This is a genomic window from Kluyvera sichuanensis (genome assembly GCF_040930405.1).
Classification (GTDB): domain Bacteria; phylum Pseudomonadota; class Gammaproteobacteria; order Enterobacterales; family Enterobacteriaceae; genus Kluyvera; species Kluyvera sichuanensis.
The window spans coordinates 2,235,322-2,250,770 of sequence record NZ_CP162271.1 but is presented as its reverse complement, the minus strand read 5'-3'; the positions used below and the strand labels follow the sequence as shown (position 1 = coordinate 2,250,770).

The 15,449-nt window shown below is 55.5% G+C and carries 16 protein-coding genes; 11 read left to right on the top strand and 5 right to left on the bottom strand.

Annotated features, from left to right (window positions below; genetic code table 11):
- Nucleotides 1–32: 32 nt before the first annotated feature.
- The 4 genes from folC (at nucleotide 33) to purF (ending at nucleotide 4,294) form a co-directional block, all read left to right on the top strand.
- Nucleotides 33–1,301, top strand: a complete 1,269-nt coding sequence (gene folC / locus AB2B48_RS10935; protein ID WP_368301744.1) for a bifunctional tetrahydrofolate synthase/dihydrofolate synthase — start codon at nucleotides 33–35, stop codon at nucleotides 1,299–1,301.
- A complete protein-coding gene (gene dedD, locus AB2B48_RS10930; RefSeq protein ID WP_185666781.1) occupies nucleotides 1,291–1,968 on the top strand; it encodes a cell division protein DedD in 678 nt (225 codons plus the stop codon). Before folC ends, dedD begins: the two co-directional genes overlap by 11 nt.
- A 286-nt stretch (nucleotides 1,969–2,254) precedes the next feature.
- Complete coding sequence (gene cvpA / locus AB2B48_RS10925; RefSeq protein ID WP_035892519.1) at nucleotides 2,255–2,743, top strand: colicin V production protein; 489 nt, start codon at nucleotides 2,255–2,257, stop codon at nucleotides 2,741–2,743.
- Between the two features lie 33 nt (nucleotides 2,744–2,776).
- Nucleotides 2,777–4,294: an amidophosphoribosyltransferase gene (purF, locus tag AB2B48_RS10920; protein ID WP_185666783.1), complete on the top strand. Its 1,518-nt coding sequence runs from the start codon at nucleotides 2,777–2,779 to the stop codon at nucleotides 4,292–4,294.
- A gap of 73 nt (nucleotides 4,295–4,367) precedes the next feature.
- Here purF and AB2B48_RS10915 read toward each other — a convergent pair whose 3' ends face one another.
- Nucleotides 4,368–6,335, bottom strand: coding sequence for a glycoside hydrolase family 127 protein (locus AB2B48_RS10915; RefSeq protein WP_368301743.1), 1,968 nt, complete (start codon nucleotides 6,333–6,335; stop codon nucleotides 4,368–4,370).
- 7 nt (nucleotides 6,336–6,342) lie between these two features.
- Nucleotides 6,343–7,746 (bottom strand): MFS transporter, encoded by a 1,404-nt coding sequence (locus AB2B48_RS10910; protein WP_185666785.1) that lies wholly within the window; start codon nucleotides 7,744–7,746, stop codon nucleotides 6,343–6,345.
- Between the two features lie 346 nt (nucleotides 7,747–8,092).
- Here AB2B48_RS10910 and AB2B48_RS10905 point away from each other — a divergent pair, with 346 nt between their 5' ends.
- The 7 genes from AB2B48_RS10905 to hisP all read left to right on the top strand — a co-directional run bounded on the left by AB2B48_RS10905 (nucleotide 8,093) and on the right by hisP (nucleotide 14,041).
- On the top strand, nucleotides 8,093–9,106 hold the full coding sequence (locus AB2B48_RS10905; protein ID WP_185666786.1) for a LacI family DNA-binding transcriptional regulator: 1,014 nt from the start codon (nucleotides 8,093–8,095) through the stop codon (nucleotides 9,104–9,106).
- A 41-nt stretch (nucleotides 9,107–9,147) separates the two neighbouring features.
- On the top strand, nucleotides 9,148–9,717 hold the full coding sequence (locus tag AB2B48_RS10900; RefSeq protein WP_185666787.1) for a UbiX family flavin prenyltransferase: 570 nt from the start codon (nucleotides 9,148–9,150) through the stop codon (nucleotides 9,715–9,717).
- 292 nt (nucleotides 9,718–10,009) lie between these two features.
- Entirely contained in the window at nucleotides 10,010–10,792 is a 783-nt protein-coding gene (gene argT, locus AB2B48_RS10895) for a lysine/arginine/ornithine ABC transporter substrate-binding protein ArgT (protein ID WP_220439677.1), read from the top strand.
- A gap of 221 nt (nucleotides 10,793–11,013) precedes the next feature.
- Nucleotides 11,014–11,796, top strand: a complete 783-nt coding sequence (hisJ, locus tag AB2B48_RS10890; protein WP_035892515.1) for a histidine ABC transporter substrate-binding protein HisJ — start codon at nucleotides 11,014–11,016, stop codon at nucleotides 11,794–11,796.
- Between the two features lie 64 nt (nucleotides 11,797–11,860).
- Nucleotides 11,861–12,547 (top strand): histidine ABC transporter permease HisQ, encoded by a 687-nt coding sequence (locus tag AB2B48_RS10885; protein ID WP_368301742.1) that lies wholly within the window; start codon nucleotides 11,861–11,863, stop codon nucleotides 12,545–12,547.
- The gene (locus AB2B48_RS10880; protein ID WP_368301741.1) at nucleotides 12,544–13,260 is read left to right on the top strand and encodes an ABC transporter permease; all 717 of its coding nucleotides are present in this window, start codon (nucleotides 12,544–12,546) and stop codon (nucleotides 13,258–13,260) included. The genes AB2B48_RS10885 and AB2B48_RS10880 overlap by 4 nt, the downstream gene beginning before the upstream one ends.
- Nucleotides 13,261–13,267: 7 nt before the next feature.
- The gene (hisP, locus tag AB2B48_RS10875) at nucleotides 13,268–14,041 is read left to right on the top strand and encodes a histidine ABC transporter ATP-binding protein HisP (protein WP_185666791.1); all 774 of its coding nucleotides are present in this window, start codon (nucleotides 13,268–13,270) and stop codon (nucleotides 14,039–14,041) included.
- Nucleotides 14,042–14,054: 13 nt separating this feature from the next.
- Here the strand turns inward: hisP and AB2B48_RS10870 are convergent, their stop codons facing one another.
- From AB2B48_RS10870 to AB2B48_RS10860, 3 genes are all read right to left on the bottom strand, one after another.
- A complete protein-coding gene (locus tag AB2B48_RS10870) occupies nucleotides 14,055–14,567 on the bottom strand; it encodes a GNAT family N-acetyltransferase (RefSeq protein ID WP_368301740.1) in 513 nt (170 codons plus the stop codon).
- 67 nt (nucleotides 14,568–14,634) lie between these two features.
- The gene (locus AB2B48_RS10865; protein ID WP_368301739.1) at nucleotides 14,635–15,192 is read right to left on the bottom strand and encodes a helix-turn-helix transcriptional regulator; all 558 of its coding nucleotides are present in this window, start codon (nucleotides 15,190–15,192) and stop codon (nucleotides 14,635–14,637) included.
- Between the two features lie 17 nt (nucleotides 15,193–15,209).
- Nucleotides 15,210–15,440: a hypothetical protein gene (locus AB2B48_RS10860; protein ID WP_185666794.1), complete on the bottom strand. Its 231-nt coding sequence runs from the start codon at nucleotides 15,438–15,440 to the stop codon at nucleotides 15,210–15,212.
- Between the last annotated feature and the right edge of the window lie 9 nt (nucleotides 15,441–15,449).

Here is a 15,449-nt window from a genome sequence, read left to right as displayed (position 1 = left end):
TTTATTCACCGTTGTTGGATGTTGCGGGCACTATGGACAAAAATCTTATTCCTCAGGCCACGTCGCCCCTGGCTACGTGGCTTTCTTATCTGGAAAACCTCCACTCAAAAACCATCGACCTCGGCCTTGAACGTGTTAGCCGCGTTGCCGGTCAGTTAGACGTGCTGCAGCCTGCGCCGTTCGTCTTTACCGTCGCCGGAACCAACGGCAAAGGCACCACTTGTCGCACGCTGGAAACCATCCTGATGGCCGCAGGCTATAAGGTTGGCGTTTACAGTTCCCCGCATCTGGTGCGCTACACCGAACGCGTACGCGTTCAGGGCGCAGAGCTTGCCGAAAGCGCACATACCGCGTCATTTGCGGCGATTGAAGCCGGGCGTGGTGATACCTCACTGACCTATTTCGAATACGGCACGCTGTCGGCGCTGTGGTTGTTTAAGCAGGCAAAGCTTGACGTTGTTATCCTGGAAGTAGGCTTAGGCGGTCGTCTTGATGCCACTAACATCGTTGATGCTAACGTCGCCGTGGTAACCAGCATTGCGCTGGACCATACCGACTGGCTGGGGCCAGACCGTGAAAGCATTGGCCGCGAGAAAGCGGGCGTGTTCCGCGCTAATCGCCCTGCGGTGGTTGGTGAGCCGGATATGCCGCACACCATTGCCGATGTGGCCCATGAAAAGGGCGCACTGCTGCAGCAGCGTAACGTTGACTGGCGCTATACCGTCGAAGGCGATAGCTGGACCTTCAGTGACGCCCAGGGCGAACTGCGTAACCTGCCGTTGCCAAACGTGCCGCAGCCTAACGCCGCCACGGCGCTTGCCGCGCTGCGCGCCAGCGGGCTTGAGGTGAGTGAAGCGGTGATTCGTGAAGGCATCGCCAGCGCTATTCTGCCGGGCCGTTTCCAGACCCTCCAGCTTGAGCCACGCGTGATTCTTGATGTTGCACATAACCCGCACGCCGCGGCCTATCTTGCCGGGCGTCTCAAATCGTTGCCGAAAACTGGGCGAGTGCTGGCGGTTATTGGTATGCTGCATGATAAGGACATCGCCGGTACGCTGGCGTGTCTGGAGGACGTTGTGGATAGCTGGTACTGTGCGCCGCTCGAAGGACCTCGCGGCGCCACGGCGGAACAGCTGCGCGAGCATCTGCGCGCAGGGACCGTTTTTACCAGCGTCGTGCAGGCGTGGCATGCCGCCATGGCTGACGCAGCGCCTGAAGATACGGTGCTGGTGTGTGGTTCGTTCCACACGGTAGCGCATGTGATGGAAGCGTTGGACGCGGGGAGTGCCGGTGGCAAGTAAGTTTCAAAACCGTCTCGTCGGGACGATAGTATTAGTTGCGCTGGGGGTCATTGTGCTGCCAGGGCTGCTTGACGGGCAAAAAAAGCATTATCAGGATGAGTTCGCGGCGATTCCGCTGGTGCCAAAACCGGGGGACCGTGATGAACCTGATATGCTGCCGACGGCAACGCAGGCGCTGCCTGCTCAGCCGCCTGAAGGGGCGGCGGAAGAGGTGAGGGCAGGCGACGCGGCAGCGCCGTCGCTGGACTCCAGCCGTCTGGCCGTTAACGGCAACGGCGATCTTGAACAGATCCCGCCGGCCGCCGAACTGCCGAAGCCAAAACCAGTAGAAAAACCGAAACCAAAACCGCAGCCTGTTGCTGAACAGGTCGCGGCAACGACGCCACCGCCGAAAGCCGCGCCGGAAGAGAAACCGGCACCGGTAGGTAAAGCGTACGTGGTGCAGCTTGGAGCATTGAAGAATGCGGATAAGGTGAACGAAATTGTGGCGAGTCTGCGTGGTGCGGGATATCACGCCTACACGTCGCCTTCGACGCCCGTTCAGGGTAAAATCACCCGTATTCTGGTCGGCCCGGATGCCTCGAAAGATAAGCTGAAAGGTTCACTTGGTGAACTGAATCGGTTGTCGGGGCTCAGCGGCGTGGTGATGGGATATACGCCGAACTAAGGCGTAGGTTTTTTCCCCTCACCCCGGCCCTCTCCCCAGAGGGCGAGGGAGAAAGTCGGTGCCGGGCTTGTCGCCGTCTCCCAACGGTCCCCTCTCCCCTCAGGGGAGAGGGTTAGGGGGAGGGGGGCTGAACAACGCCGAAAACGACCAAAAAACGATGGCGTTGAATATTTTTTCAGCGCCATTTTTTATTTACGCCGGGGAAGGAAATCCCTACGCAAACGTTTTCTTTTTCTGTTAGAATGCGCCCGAACTGGATGACAGGGCGTAAAATCGTGGGACATATATGGTCTGGATTGATTACGCCATTATCGCGGTGCTGGGCTTATCTTGCTTGGTGAGCCTCATCCGCGGCTTTGTTCGTGAAGCATTATCGTTGGTAACATGGGGCTGTGCCTTCTACGTTGCCAGCCATTACTACACTGACCTGTCAGTCTGGTTTACGGGCTTTGAGGACGAACGGGTTCGAAATGGGATTGCTATTGCGGCGCTGTTCATCGCGACGCTCATCGTCGGCGCTATCGTCAACTTTGTGATAGGTCAGCTGGTGGAGAAGACCGGTCTGTCGGGTACAGACAGGGTATTGGGGATCTGCTTCGGCGCGCTACGTGGGGTGCTGATTATCGCCGCTATCTTGTTCTTCCTTGACACCTTTACCGGAATGTCCAAAAGCGATGACTGGCAGCACTCGCAGTTTATTCCCTATTTCTCGCCGGTTATCAGATGGTTTTTTGAATACCTTCAAAGCTCGTCAAGTTTCTTGCCCAAAGTATAAGCTTTGGGTCGTTGCTTAACGAGGAAAAGACGTATGTGCGGTATTGTCGGTATCGCCGGTGTCATGCCGGTAAACCAGTCGATTTATGATGCGCTAACGGTGCTGCAGCACCGTGGACAGGATGCCGCTGGCATCATCACCATTGATGCCAACAACTGCTTCCGCTTGCGTAAAGCGAACGGTCTGGTGAGCGATGTCTTTGAAGCCCGCCACATGCAGCGTATGCAGGGCAACATGGGTATTGGCCACGTGCGTTACCCAACGGCGGGCAGCTCCAGCGCCTCTGAGGCCCAGCCTTTTTACGTCAACTCCCCGTACGGCATTACGCTGGCGCATAACGGTAACCTGACCAATGCGCACGAGTTACGTCAAAAGCTGTTTGAAGAAAAACGCCGCCACATCAACACCACCTCCGATTCTGAAATCCTGCTCAATATCTTCGCGAGCGAGCTGGATAACTTCCGTCATTACCCGCTGGAAGCCGACAATATCTTCGCTGCTATCGCCGCAACCAACCGCCAGATTCGCGGTGCGTATGCCTGCGTCGCGATGATTATCGGCCACGGCATGGTGGCCTTCCGCGACCCGAACGGTATTCGTCCGCTGGTGCTGGGCAAGCGTGATATCGGCGACGGTCGCACCGAATATATGGTGGCCTCCGAAAGCGTGGCGCTGGACACCCTCGGCTTTGAATTCCTGCGCGACGTTGCGCCGGGCGAGGCGGTCTACATCACCGAAAACGGCCAGCTGTTCACCCGTCAGTGTGCAGACAACCCAGTGAGCAACCCGTGCCTGTTCGAATACGTCTACTTCGCGCGTCCAGACTCCTTTATCGACAAAATTTCCGTCTACAGCGCCCGTGTGAACATGGGTACTAAGCTCGGCGAGAAGATTGCGCGTGAATGGGAAGATCTGGATATCGACGTGGTGATTCCAATTCCGGAAACCTCCTGCGATATCGCGCTGGAAATTGCTCGTATTCTCGGTAAACCATACCGTCAGGGCTTTGTGAAAAACCGCTACGTGGGCCGTACCTTTATCATGCCGGGCCAGCAGCTGCGCCGTAAGTCCGTGCGTCGCAAGCTCAACGCTAACCGCGCTGAATTCCGCGATAAGAACGTGCTGCTGGTGGATGATTCCATCGTGCGTGGTACCACTTCTGAGCAGATTATTGAGATGGCGCGTGAAGCCGGGGCGAAGAAGGTTTATCTGGCCTCTGCGGCACCGGAAATTCGTTTCCCGAACGTCTACGGTATCGATATGCCAACCGCCACCGAACTGATTGCTCACGGGCGTGAAGTGGATGAGATTCGCCAGATCATCGGCGCCGACGGTCTTATCTTCCAGGATCTGGACGATCTGATTGACGCGGTTCGCGCGGAGAACCCGGATATTCAGCAGTTTGAATGCTCGGTATTCAACGGTGTGTACGTGACCAAAGATGTTGACCAGACCTATCTCGATTTCCTCGACTCTCTGCGCAATGACGACGCGAAAGCGGTACAGCTGCAGAATGAAGTGGAAAATTTAGAGATGCATAACGAAGGGTAAGTACGACGGTATTTTCCCGGCGTCGCTTTCGCTCGGCCGGGCTACGCACCCCACGTAGCCCGGCCGAGGCGTTTTACGCCTCGTCCACCCAAATCCGCATTTCGCCTTCGCCACGGTTGGCCCAGCTAAACCACGGGATAAAGGTTAACGTCTGCTTTTCCACCGCCGTCTGCCGATTATCAAAGCTGTAGAGCGGCTTGTCCTCCTGCGCGGTCAGCACGCGTAACCCTTCCGCCTGCAGCAGAATTTTACCCTTCAATACCCCCGCGCCCTGAATTTCACGGAAGGCACTCTCTTTTGGCAGCGACAGGTTATGCAGTTCGCTGCCGTTATCCGCTTCTTCCAGGCAGTAGACTAGCGGCCCGCGCTGAATGGCCACTTTGCCGGCTGCATGGCGTACCAGCGGGTTGGCGTAGACGCGGCGGATGGTCATCGGCAGGTGCAGCGTAATCACGTCACCTTCCTGCCACTCACGGTGCAGATGCAGGTAACCGTTGATCGTGTTACCCACCGCCGGCTGACCGTTGACCAGCACCTTCGGCGCTTCACACCACTCCGGCAGACGCAGCGCCAGGGTGTGTTCAACCGCTTGCGGATGCGCGAAACGAATGTTCACCTCTTCATCCCACGGGTAGTTGCCTTCGATTTTGAGCGCCAGCGTCTGCTCGTTCACCGTGAACTGCGCTTCGCTACCGGCGTAGAAGTTGATGAACAGCGCATCCGGGCGCGGAGTGAAAATGTAGTGACCGATGGCGACCAGCGTGCGCGCAATATTCGGCGGGCAGCAGGCGCAGCCGAACCAGCGCTGGCGAACCGGTTTAATGTGATCGTAGATATGATTATGGGGAATGCTTTTCGGGTGCGTCTCCAATGGGTTGACGTAGAAGAAGTGCTTACCGTCCAGCGCCATCCCGCCGAGCACCGTATTGTAGAACGCCCGTTCCATCACGTCGGCGTAATGGGCGTCTCCCTCCATTTCCAGCATCCGGCGGGCGAACATCATCAGGCCAATCGAGGCGCAGCTTTCACCATAGGCGGTGTCGTTCGGCAGGTCGTAATCGCTGGTAAAGGCTTCGCCAATTCCCTGCGAACCGATGCCGCCGGTGATATACATGCGGCGCTGCACCATGTTGTCCCAGATGCGCAGACAGGTCTGGCGCTTATCTTCGTCGTGGGTCATGCGGGCGATATGCGCCAGCCCGGTCATCAGATAGACCGAGCGGACGGCGTGGCCGACTGCTTCGTGCTGTTCGGATAGCGGCTTGTGCGCATGGGTGTACGATTTGTCTTTGATCATGCCCGGCCAGGCATCGCCCCAGCCCACCCAGTGGCGAGTGCCGCCGCGTTTTTCAAACTCAATATCGTAGTAGTACGGCTGCTGACCGCGCTCTTCAACGAAGAAGCGGGCCAGCGCCTGATAGCGCGGTTCTTTTGTAACTTCATACAGACGCATCAGCGCCAGTTCAATTTCCGGATGCCCCGGATAACCGCGCAGCTGGTTGGGGTTGGGGCCGAAAACCGTGTCGATGTGATCGGCAAAGCGACAGGAAATGTCGAGCAGGCGACGCTTGCCGGTGGCGTGGTAAAACGCCACCGCCGCTTCGAACAGGTGCCCGGCGCAGTAAAGCTCATGGCACTCTGCCACGTTGGTCCAACGTAAGCCCGGCTCTTTTACGGTATACCAGGTATTCAGATAACCATCTTCACACTGCGCCTGCGCCAGCAGTTCAATCACCTCATCGGCGGTCTTTTCCAGCTGGGCGTCAGGCTTCTGGCTGAGTGACCAGGCGACCGCTTCCAGCCATTTGGTGACGTCGCTGTCCTGAAAGACCATGCCATAAAAATCACCCTGTTCAAGACCGGCGGCAATGCGGTAGTTTGCCAGCGCGTGGCTCGGTTCCGCCTCCGGAAGATTGTCATTAAGCGCTTCCCATTGATAAGGGATAACCACGTCGCGGATGAGGCGCTGATATTCCCCTAAAAACGGGTCGGTAATGGTGATTCGGTTCAGATCGGCTTCAATCACATCAGACTGCATCATGTTTACCTCAGGAAATGTGTGAATGGCGTTGGTGAAGGTCGGTAGAAATACGGTTCATCATTGGGCCGTTAAGACGGCACTTCAGCAGGCACATGGCGAGCACGAAGTGGAATGCGGCTGGCACCAGGCTTTGCAGCAGGGTGATGCCATGGATAGACGCTGGCGTCTGGTTCCCAAGCCCCGGCTGATAGGCCACCATAATCAGGATCAGGCTGATAATGCCGCCGGAAGAGGCCCAGGAGAGCTTGATGAAAAAGAGGTTAAAGGCGAAGTTCATCCCGGAAGATCGCACGCCGGTTTTCCATTCGCCGTAGTCGTCGGCGAAGGCCATAATCGAGAAATGCAGCGGCAGGGTGAAGCCTTGAATCACGCTGTTAACCGCAATGCAGACCAGCCACAGCACCTGATACTGCGGGCCAACCGGGAGGAAGTACATGCCAATCCCGAACGCGACCAGCACCAGGTTAGTCCAGTAGTAGAGTCGCACCATATCAACGCGGCGAGAGAGCGGGTTGACGACGATCGCCCCGGCAATCCCGGAGATCGTGAGGATACCGAAGAACATCGACATGTACCCGGCACCGCCCTCAAGCGCGTAGGAGATGAAGTACATGTAGCCGCCGCCGCGAATACAGAGAATATTCACCAGCAGGAAAGACATGATCAGCATCATCAGCAACTGGTCATTTTTGCGCAGCCCAGCCAGGTGTTCGCGCAGGGTGAAGTTACCCGCCAGCGATAGCGGCACACGCTCTTTCACCCAGAAGAAGCACAGCAGGAACAGCACCATGCCGATGGTGCACAGTACGGTGACGCCATACTGATAACCCTTCGCCAGGTTGCCCTGACCAAAGAACTCCACCATCCACGGCAGGCCGACGGAGACGAGGAAACCGGCAATGCCGCTTAACACGAAGCGCCAGGACTGGCAGGACATCACCTGATCGTGGCGGTTAGTGATGGCATTAATCAGGGCGCAGTAAGGCACGTTGTTGGCGGTATAGCCGATGGAGAGCAGGAAGTAGGTGCCGAACGCCCACGCGATTTTCATGTTCGCGCTCATGTCCGGAACGGTAAAGGTCAGGATACCGATCACGCCAAGCGGTACGGCAGTCCACAGCTGCCACGGACGAAAGCGCCCCCAGCGGCTGCGGGTACGGTCGGCAATCACCCCCATTACGGGATCGGAAACGGCATCAAAGATACGCAGGGTAAAGAACATGGCGCCGACGATGGCCGGGCTTAACCCAAAAACGTCGGTGTAGAAAAAGAGTAAAAAGCCGCTAATCAAATCTGAGATGCAATGCCCACCGGCATCGCCTAATCCATAGCCTATCTTTTCGCGGGTAGAGAGCGTCTCTCCCGCATCAACGGTCTGTACATCAGTATCCAGGTTATCAGCAATGGTCATAACCAATCCTCGAACAGGGTGTGATGATTCAAAAAGTCATTACGGCGTATCTCTGACGATTTTTAGTAAATAACTAACGGCGCTGAGCATAGATCCTGAGCGAAGTTCGGGTATATAGCGTACGTTTTAAAGGGTGAATTCGATCTTATTTTTACTATAAATAAATGGTAATTAGTGATTTTTGTCACAAATTTAAATGGTGTTGGCGATTTAAAAGTCATTTGTGGTGGTTATTGGCGATTTTTTCGTAAGTTTGTTTAGTAAATGGAAAACTTACTCTACGGGCCGAAAGAGTCGCGTGGTATCCTCTGTCGGGCGTGATAGCTAACAGTCGGAAGCGAACGGAATGGCGAAGAAAATTAGAATCAAAGATATTGCCACGGCGTGCGGCGTTTCCATTGCGGCGGTCTCCCGCGCTCTGAAAGGGCAGCCGGGGCTGAGCGATGAAACGCGGCAACGTATCTTGTCGATTGCCCAGGCGGAAGGTTATGACTTTAGCCGCTTGCGCACCGGGCGTATCAAGCGGCTGATGTTTTTACTTCACCGGGAGCACAATATCGCCAGCGCGCTGCCGTTCTACTCAACGGTGATGCTGGGCGTGGCGGATGCCTGTCGGGAAAATGACATCGCCATGAGCTTTCAGCCAATTGGCCCGCAGGATTCCGTATCTGAACTGATTCAACTGCACCAGCCGGATGCGCTGGTGTGCGCCGGCTATCTTGAGCCGGAAGTGCTGGCCGAACTTCGGCAGACCGCGCTGCCGGTGGCGCTGGTCGATTTATGGGCGGCGGATTTTCCCTGTGTTAACCCGGATAATTTCCACGGTGGCTTTATTGCCACGCGTCATCTGCTGGAGCAGGGAAGAACCCGCATTGCGTTTCTGGGAACGTCACAGCGCCACTACAGTATTCGTCAGCGCGTCGAGGGCTATCAGCAGGCGCTGTTTGATGCCGGGCTGACGCTTGCGCCAGAATACTGCGTGGAGGTGCCGCCGATAAAAGAGATTGAGCAGGCACTGGTCGAAGGAATGTCTCGATTGCTGGCGCTACCGCAGCCACCGGATGCGATTTTTGCCTACAACGACGTAGCCGCGCTGGTAGCGATGCGCGAATGCGCCCGTCGGGGGATCCGCGTACCGGAAGAGGTGGCCATCGTCGGTTTCGATGACATCGACGCTGCGGCCTGGGCTCACCCGCCGCTGACCACGGTAGCGGTCGATAAACGTGAACTGGGGCGCGATGCCTTCCAGTTGCTGATGAACGATGAAAGTGAACGTAACCTGCTGCTACCGGTTAGGCTGGTGGCGCGCGGCAGTTCGGTGACGGATAGCGACGCGTTGCGGTTGCGTCTGGCGCCGTAATCCGGCAAAGTTTGCCCCATTAAGGCTACAGGACGGTCCGTGTGAAACGACTCATCATTGGTATTTCCGGCGCAAGCGGCGCTATTTACGGCGTGCGCCTGTTGCAGGTGCTGCAAACCGTGGCGGACGTCGAAACGCATCTGGTGATGAGTCAGGCGGCAAGACAGACGCTGGCGCTGGAGACGGACTTCTCTGTGCGTGAGGTTCAGGCGCTGGCGGACGTGGTGCACGATGCGCGCGATATTGCCGCTAGCATCTCTTCCGGTTCGTTCAAAACTGCCGGTATGGTTATCCTGCCGTGCTCGATAAAAACGCTCTCCGGCATTGTGAACAGCTATACCGATGGCCTGCTGACCCGCGCCGCTGACGTGGTGCTCAAAGAGCGCCGCCCGCTGGTGCTGTGCGTGCGCGAAACGCCGCTGCATTTAGGCCATCTTCGCCTGATGACTCAGGCAGCGGAAATCGGCGCGGTGATCATGCCGCCGGTGCCAGCGTTTTATCATCGCCCACAAACGCTGGACGACGTGATTAACCAGACCGTTAACCGCGTACTCGATCTGTTTGATATCACCCTGCCTGAAGATCTCTTTACCCGCTGGACCGGCGCATAGCGCTGCGCCACCCTTGTGCATGATGTCGCTTTTGCCCTGTTTCAGGGCAATTGTGTAACACCGATCAAATCCTCGATATTTAATCATCCCGTTTGCACTTTTGTGCTCGATTTATACGCTGTGGCTGATATCTTTCCTGATGATCACCTCTCGTTATCTTTTTGTTAACATTTTTAACATTGTGGGGTTTCGCAACGTTAAAAATGGCACGGAAGATGCAGAGTAGGTTTTGCAAACACAACACAACATAACTATTAGCAGTTAACGACATCACGGTTTAATAGGGGAAAGTATGAAAAAGACGGTTCTGGCTCTCTCTTTGCTGCTGGGTCTCAGCAGCGCCTCCAGCGTATTTGCCGCACTGCCACAGAGCATCCGCATCGGTACCGATACCACCTACGCACCGTTCTCATCGAAAGATGCCAAAGGCGATTTTATTGGCTTTGATATCGATCTGGGCAACGAAATGTGTAAACGCGCCAGCATCAAGTGTACCTGGGTTGGCAGCGATTTTGACGCGCTGATCCCTTCACTGAAGGCGAAGAAAATTGACGCGATTATCTCTTCGCTGTCGATAACCGAAAAGCGCCAGCAGGAGATTGCCTTCTCCAACAAGCTGTACGCGGCAGACTCCCGCCTGATTGCCGCTAAAGGCTCCTCGGTTAAACCGACGTTGGACGGGCTGAAAGGCAAGCACATCGGCGTGCTTCAGGGTTCTACCCAGGAAGCTTACGCCAATGAAAACTGGCGCAGCAAAGGCGTGGACGTGGTGGCCTATCAAAACCAGGATCTGATCTATGCAGACCTGGCCGCAGGCCGTCTGGACGCGGCATTGCAGGATGAAGTCGCCGCGAGCGAAGGCTTCCTGAAACAGCCTGCCGGTAAAGATTTTGAGTTTGCTGGCCCGTCAGTTAAAGACAAAAAGTACTTTGGTGACGGCACCGGCGTTGGGCTGCGTAAAGATGACGTCGAGCTGAAAGCGGCGTTTGATAAAGCGTTAGCGGAACTGCGCGCGGACGGCACCTACGACAAGATGGCGAAGAAGTATTTTAACTTCAACGTCTACGGCGACTAACCGGTCGCATGTATCATCGTGGTGCATATATTTGCCCTTGCACCACGATGGTGCGTTTTTTGTTCGAAAGTTGCGCGAGGTTGCATAATTAAGCATTTTAAATGAGAAAAAAGCCAGCCTAAAGGGCAGAATGCTTTGCCTTGAAGGGCCGAAAGATGGCACGATAACTGCTCAGATTATTTCTAAAAAACACACAAGAATCACAGCTTGTAGAGGATGATATGAAAAAACTGGCGTTGTCTTTTTCTCTGGTATTAGCGCTTGCTTCTGCATCAAGCGCATTTGCAGCAATCCCGCAAAAAGTGCGTATCGGTACTGACCCAACGTATGCACCGTTCGAATCAAAGAATGCGCAGGGTGAATTAGTGGGTTTCGACATTGATCTGGCAAAAGAGCTGTGTAAGCGCATCCAGGCACAATGTACCTTCGTGGAAAACCCGCTGGACGCCCTGATCCCCTCGCTGAAAGCGAAGAAAATCGATGCCATCATGTCCTCGCTGTCGATCACCGAAAAACGTCAGCAGGAAATCGCCTTTACCGACAAACTCTATGCCGCTGACTCCCGTCTGGTGGTGAAAAAAGGTTCTCCAATTACGCCAGACCTCGCCACGCTGAAAGGCAAGCGCGTGGGCGTACTGCAGGGTACCACTCAGGAGACGTACGGTAACGAACACTGGGCGCCGAAAGGTATTGAAATTGTCTCCTACCAGGGACAGGACAATATCTACTCTGACCTGACCGCTGGCCGTATTGATGCCGCGTTCCAGGACGAAGTGGCGGCGAGTGAAGGTTTCCTGAAACAGCCTATCGGTAAAGACTACCAGTTCGGCGGCCCGTCCATTAAAGACGTGAAGCTGTTCGGTGTAGGTACCGGTATGGGTCTGCGTAAAGACGATACCGAGCTGCTGAACGCGCTGAACAAAGCGTTTGCTGACATGCGTGCCGACGGCACCTACGACAAGCTGGCGAAGAAGTACTTCGATTTTAACGTTTACGGCGAGTAATCATCACGAGTAACCCACCGTTTTGCACGCACAAAACGGTGGGCGTAAAGACAGGACTGGCAGCATGCTGTACGGGTTTTCACAGGTAATTTTTCAGGGCGCTCTTGTCACCCTTGAGCTGGCTATCAGCTCAGTGGTTCTTGCCGTGCTTATAGGTCTGGTAGGCGCGGGAGCGAAGCTCTCCCGAAATCGCGTACTGGCGTTAATTTTTGAGGGCTACACCACGCTGATTCGTGGCGTGCCAGACTTGGTGCTGATGCTGCTGATTTTCTACGGGCTGCAGATGGCGCTCAACGTGCTGACCGATGCGCTCGGGCTGGCGCAGTTTGATATCGACCCGATGATCGCCGGTATCATCACCCTCGGTTTTATCTACGGGGCCTATTTCACCGAAACCTTCCGCGGCGCGTTTATGGCGGTGCCAAAAGGTCATATTGAAGCCGCGACGGCTTTTGGTTTCACCGGTTCACAAACCTTCCGTCGTATTCTGTTTCCCGCGATGATGCGCTATGCGCTGCCGGGCATTGGCAATAACTGGCAGGTCATCCTCAAAGCGACCGCGCTGGTCTCGCTGTTGGGTCTGGAAGATGTCGTTAAAGCGACCCAGCTTGCCGGTAAAAGCACCTGGGAGCCGTTCTATTTCGCCATTGTCTGTGGCTTGATTTATCTGCTGTTTACTACCGTTTCCAATGGCGTGTTGTTGCTGCTCGAACGCCGCTACTCCGTGGGCGTGAAGAGGGCTGACCTGTGATTGAGATCATTCAGGAGTATTGGAAATCGCTGCTGTGGACGGATGGCTATCGCTTTACCGGCGTGGCGATTACCCTATGGCTGCTGGTGCTGTCGGTGGTGATGGGCGGCGTGTTAGCGCTGTTTCTGGCTATTGCTCGCGTCTCCAGCAATAAATACATCAAATTCCCGGTCTGGCTGTTTACCTATATTTTCCGCGGTACGCCGCTCTACGTGCAGCTACTGGTGTTCTATTCCGGTATGTATACGCTGGAAATCGTCAAAGGCACGGAGCTGTTAAACGCCTTCTTCCGCAGCGGCCTGAACTGTACGGTGCTGGCCTTAACGTTAAATACCTGCGCCTACACCACCGAAATTTTTGCCGGGGCAATTCGCTCGGTTCCGGCGGGAGAAGTGGAAGCCGCGCGCGCCTATGGTTTCTCGTCGTTTAAGCTTTATCGCTGCATCATTCTGCCATCGGCGCTGCGCATTGCGCTGCCGGCTTACAGCAATGAAGTTATCCTGATGCTGCACTCGACGGCGCTGGCGTTTACCGCCACCGTGCCTGACTTACTGAAGATTGCGCGCGATATTAACTCGGCAACCTATCAACCCTTTACCGCCTTCGGCATTGCGGCGGTGCTCTATCTGGTCATCTCTTATGTACTGATTAGTCTGTTCCGCAAAGCGGAAAAGCGCTGGCTACAGCATATGAAACCGTCTTCTACGCACTGAGAATATGATGTCTGATAAAAAACTAAACGTAATCGACCTGCACAAACGCTATGGCGAGCACGAGGTGCTGAAGGGCGTGTCGCTGCAGGCGAACGCCGGGGATGTGATAAGCATTATTGGCTCTTCCGGCTCCGGCAAGAGTACCTTTTTGCGCTGCATTAACTTCCTTGAGAAGCCAAGCGAAGGCACCATTATCGTTAACGGTGAGAACATCGGTCTGGTACGCGATAACGACGGTCAGCTGAAGGTGGCGGATAAAAACCAGCTTCGCCTGCTGCGTACGCGCCTGACGATGGTGTTTCAGCACTTCAACCTGTGGAGCCACATGACGGTGCTGGAAAACGTCATGGAAGCGCCGATTCAGGTGCTGGGTCTGAGCAAGCAGGAAGCACGCGATCGCGCGGTGAAGTACCTGACGAAAGTTGGTATTGATGAGCGCCAGCAGGGCAAATACCCGGTGCACCTGTCCGGTGGCCAGCAGCAGCGCGTTTCCATCGCCCGTGCGCTGGCGATGGAGCCGGAAGTGCTGCTGTTTGATGAACCCACTTCAGCGCTTGACCCTGAGCTGGTGGGCGAGGTGCTGCGCATTATGCAGAAGCTGGCGGAAGAGGGGAAAACCATGGTGGTAGTGACCCACGAAATGGGCTTTGCTCGCCATGTGTCATCGCACGTGATTTTCCTGCATCAGGGCAAAATTGAGGAAGAGGGCAATCCGGAAGAGGTGTTTGGCAATCCGAAGAGCCCGCGTCTGCAGCAGTTCCTGAGCGGCGCCTTAAAGTAAGCTTCACTCGCCCTCACGCGTGCGTGGGGGCGTTTTCCCGCCGATAGACCCAGTCATCGTAATCCTTGCCGTTCAGCCTATAGGCTTTTGTCAGCACCTGCGTGCGGATAAAACCGTGCTTTTCCAGCAGCCTTGCCGAACCTTGATTATCGCCCAGTACCCAGGCATTAATCGCCCATAGACCAAGCTGTTGAAAGCCATAATCGCATATTGCACAGAGCGCCTCACTGGCAAACCCTTTGCCTTGCGCCTCTGGCTGTAGTGCATAGCCAACGTCCGCTTCGTGGGGATTTTTACTGCTGATCTGCAGCCCAATATCGCCAAGCGGCGTACCGTTTTCATCGCGGATAACAAAGATCGCGGGGGAGTTGCAGCGTAGGGCAAAAATTGCACGTATCGCCGGCTCGTCGAGTACTTCCCCCATAAACTGCATCACCTCATGGTTTTGTCGCAGTTGAAGGAAGAAGGGCCAGTCGCTGTCATTGAAGGGAGAAAGCCGTAGTCGCCGGGTGGTGAGGGTTGCCATTTTCCTGTGCCATTAAGCCAAATCTGAGGCTGTACTTTAGCACTCGAGGTGATGGAATAGCACGGAATTAGCCACTGAAGGCAGTCGTGTGTTCCAGACGCTGGAAATAGTGCAATACCATTTTGCTCTCCTGAGAGGCGCGAAGCTGGAGTGCCAGATTCAGGCTATCCAGCGTGCGGGCATGCGCAACCATTGGTGATGTCTCGGCGATGCGACCCTCCGTCACCAGCCATTGCACGACCGTCTGCCAGCGCCAGAGCGGGGAGTTACCCTTGACGCGTTGAATGGGCGCGGGAAACAGACCGCCGCCGCGGGCGCCATCTTTAAGCAGTGAAATTGCCTGGCGAGAGACGCCGGTGAGTTCGGCGATATCGCTAAGCCCGACCAGGGTCGAATCGACAGATTCAACCCGCGCATTGAGCGAGGAAGCGGATTCAATGTCACGAATGGCGGAGAGTATGGCCTGCTCCAGCGAGTCGCTTTCCCGGTCAAAATCAAGATAGACCGCCGTCCCGTAAAAGCAGATCAGCGCGTCATCGCAATGCGCATGATAGAGCGCTTCTTCAAGATTTGGCGTACTGCGACTGACGCCTGAAAGCGTCAGCGTGAAGTTAAATAATGGCATTCCGTTTCTCCCTTGCTCTACGAATGTTTGGGCTGGCAGCGGTCGACCATGCGCATGATTTGCCGGGCGTGGTGCAGCGGAACGGCAGGTGTCGACCATATGCTCATCATATGATCCCGATGCTCAGCTGTGCCGCACTGTAACCGACCAAAACAATGGGCGCTTCTACCGCTGGTGATAAACAACCAACCACGTTGCAGCGCGTAATCAATGGCCGCCCTGATATGCTTATCTGGATGTTCCTTCATCAATGTTTC

Bases quoted from the DNA above. Each gene is read 5' to 3' on its own strand.
- folC (WP_368301744.1), top strand. From the start codon at position 33: ATGGACAAAAATCTTATTCCTCAGGCCACGTCGCCCCTGGCTACGTGG.
- cvpA (WP_035892519.1), top strand. From the start codon at position 2,255: ATGGTCTGGATTGATTACGCCATTATCGCGGTGCTGGGCTTATCTTGC.
- purF (WP_185666783.1), top strand. From the start codon at position 2,777: ATGTGCGGTATTGTCGGTATCGCCGGTGTCATGCCGGTAAACCAGTCG.
- AB2B48_RS10915 (WP_368301743.1), bottom strand. From the start codon at position 6,335: ATGATGCAGTCTGATGTGATTGAAGCCGATCTGAACCGAATCACCATT.
- AB2B48_RS10910 (WP_185666785.1), bottom strand. From the start codon at position 7,746: ATGACCATTGCTGATAACCTGGATACTGATGTACAGACCGTTGATGCG.
- AB2B48_RS10905 (WP_185666786.1), top strand. From the start codon at position 8,093: ATGGCGAAGAAAATTAGAATCAAAGATATTGCCACGGCGTGCGGCGTT.
- argT (WP_220439677.1), top strand. From the start codon at position 10,010: ATGAAAAAGACGGTTCTGGCTCTCTCTTTGCTGCTGGGTCTCAGCAGC.
- hisJ (WP_035892515.1), top strand. From the start codon at position 11,014: ATGAAAAAACTGGCGTTGTCTTTTTCTCTGGTATTAGCGCTTGCTTCT.
- AB2B48_RS10885 (WP_368301742.1), top strand. From the start codon at position 11,861: ATGCTGTACGGGTTTTCACAGGTAATTTTTCAGGGCGCTCTTGTCACC.
- hisP (WP_185666791.1), top strand. From the start codon at position 13,268: ATGTCTGATAAAAAACTAAACGTAATCGACCTGCACAAACGCTATGGC.
- AB2B48_RS10870 (WP_368301740.1), bottom strand. From the start codon at position 14,567: ATGGCAACCCTCACCACCCGGCGACTACGGCTTTCTCCCTTCAATGAC.
- AB2B48_RS10865 (WP_368301739.1), bottom strand. From the start codon at position 15,192: ATGCCATTATTTAACTTCACGCTGACGCTTTCAGGCGTCAGTCGCAGT.
- AB2B48_RS10860 (WP_185666794.1), bottom strand. From the start codon at position 15,440: ATGAAGGAACATCCAGATAAGCATATCAGGGCGGCCATTGATTACGCG.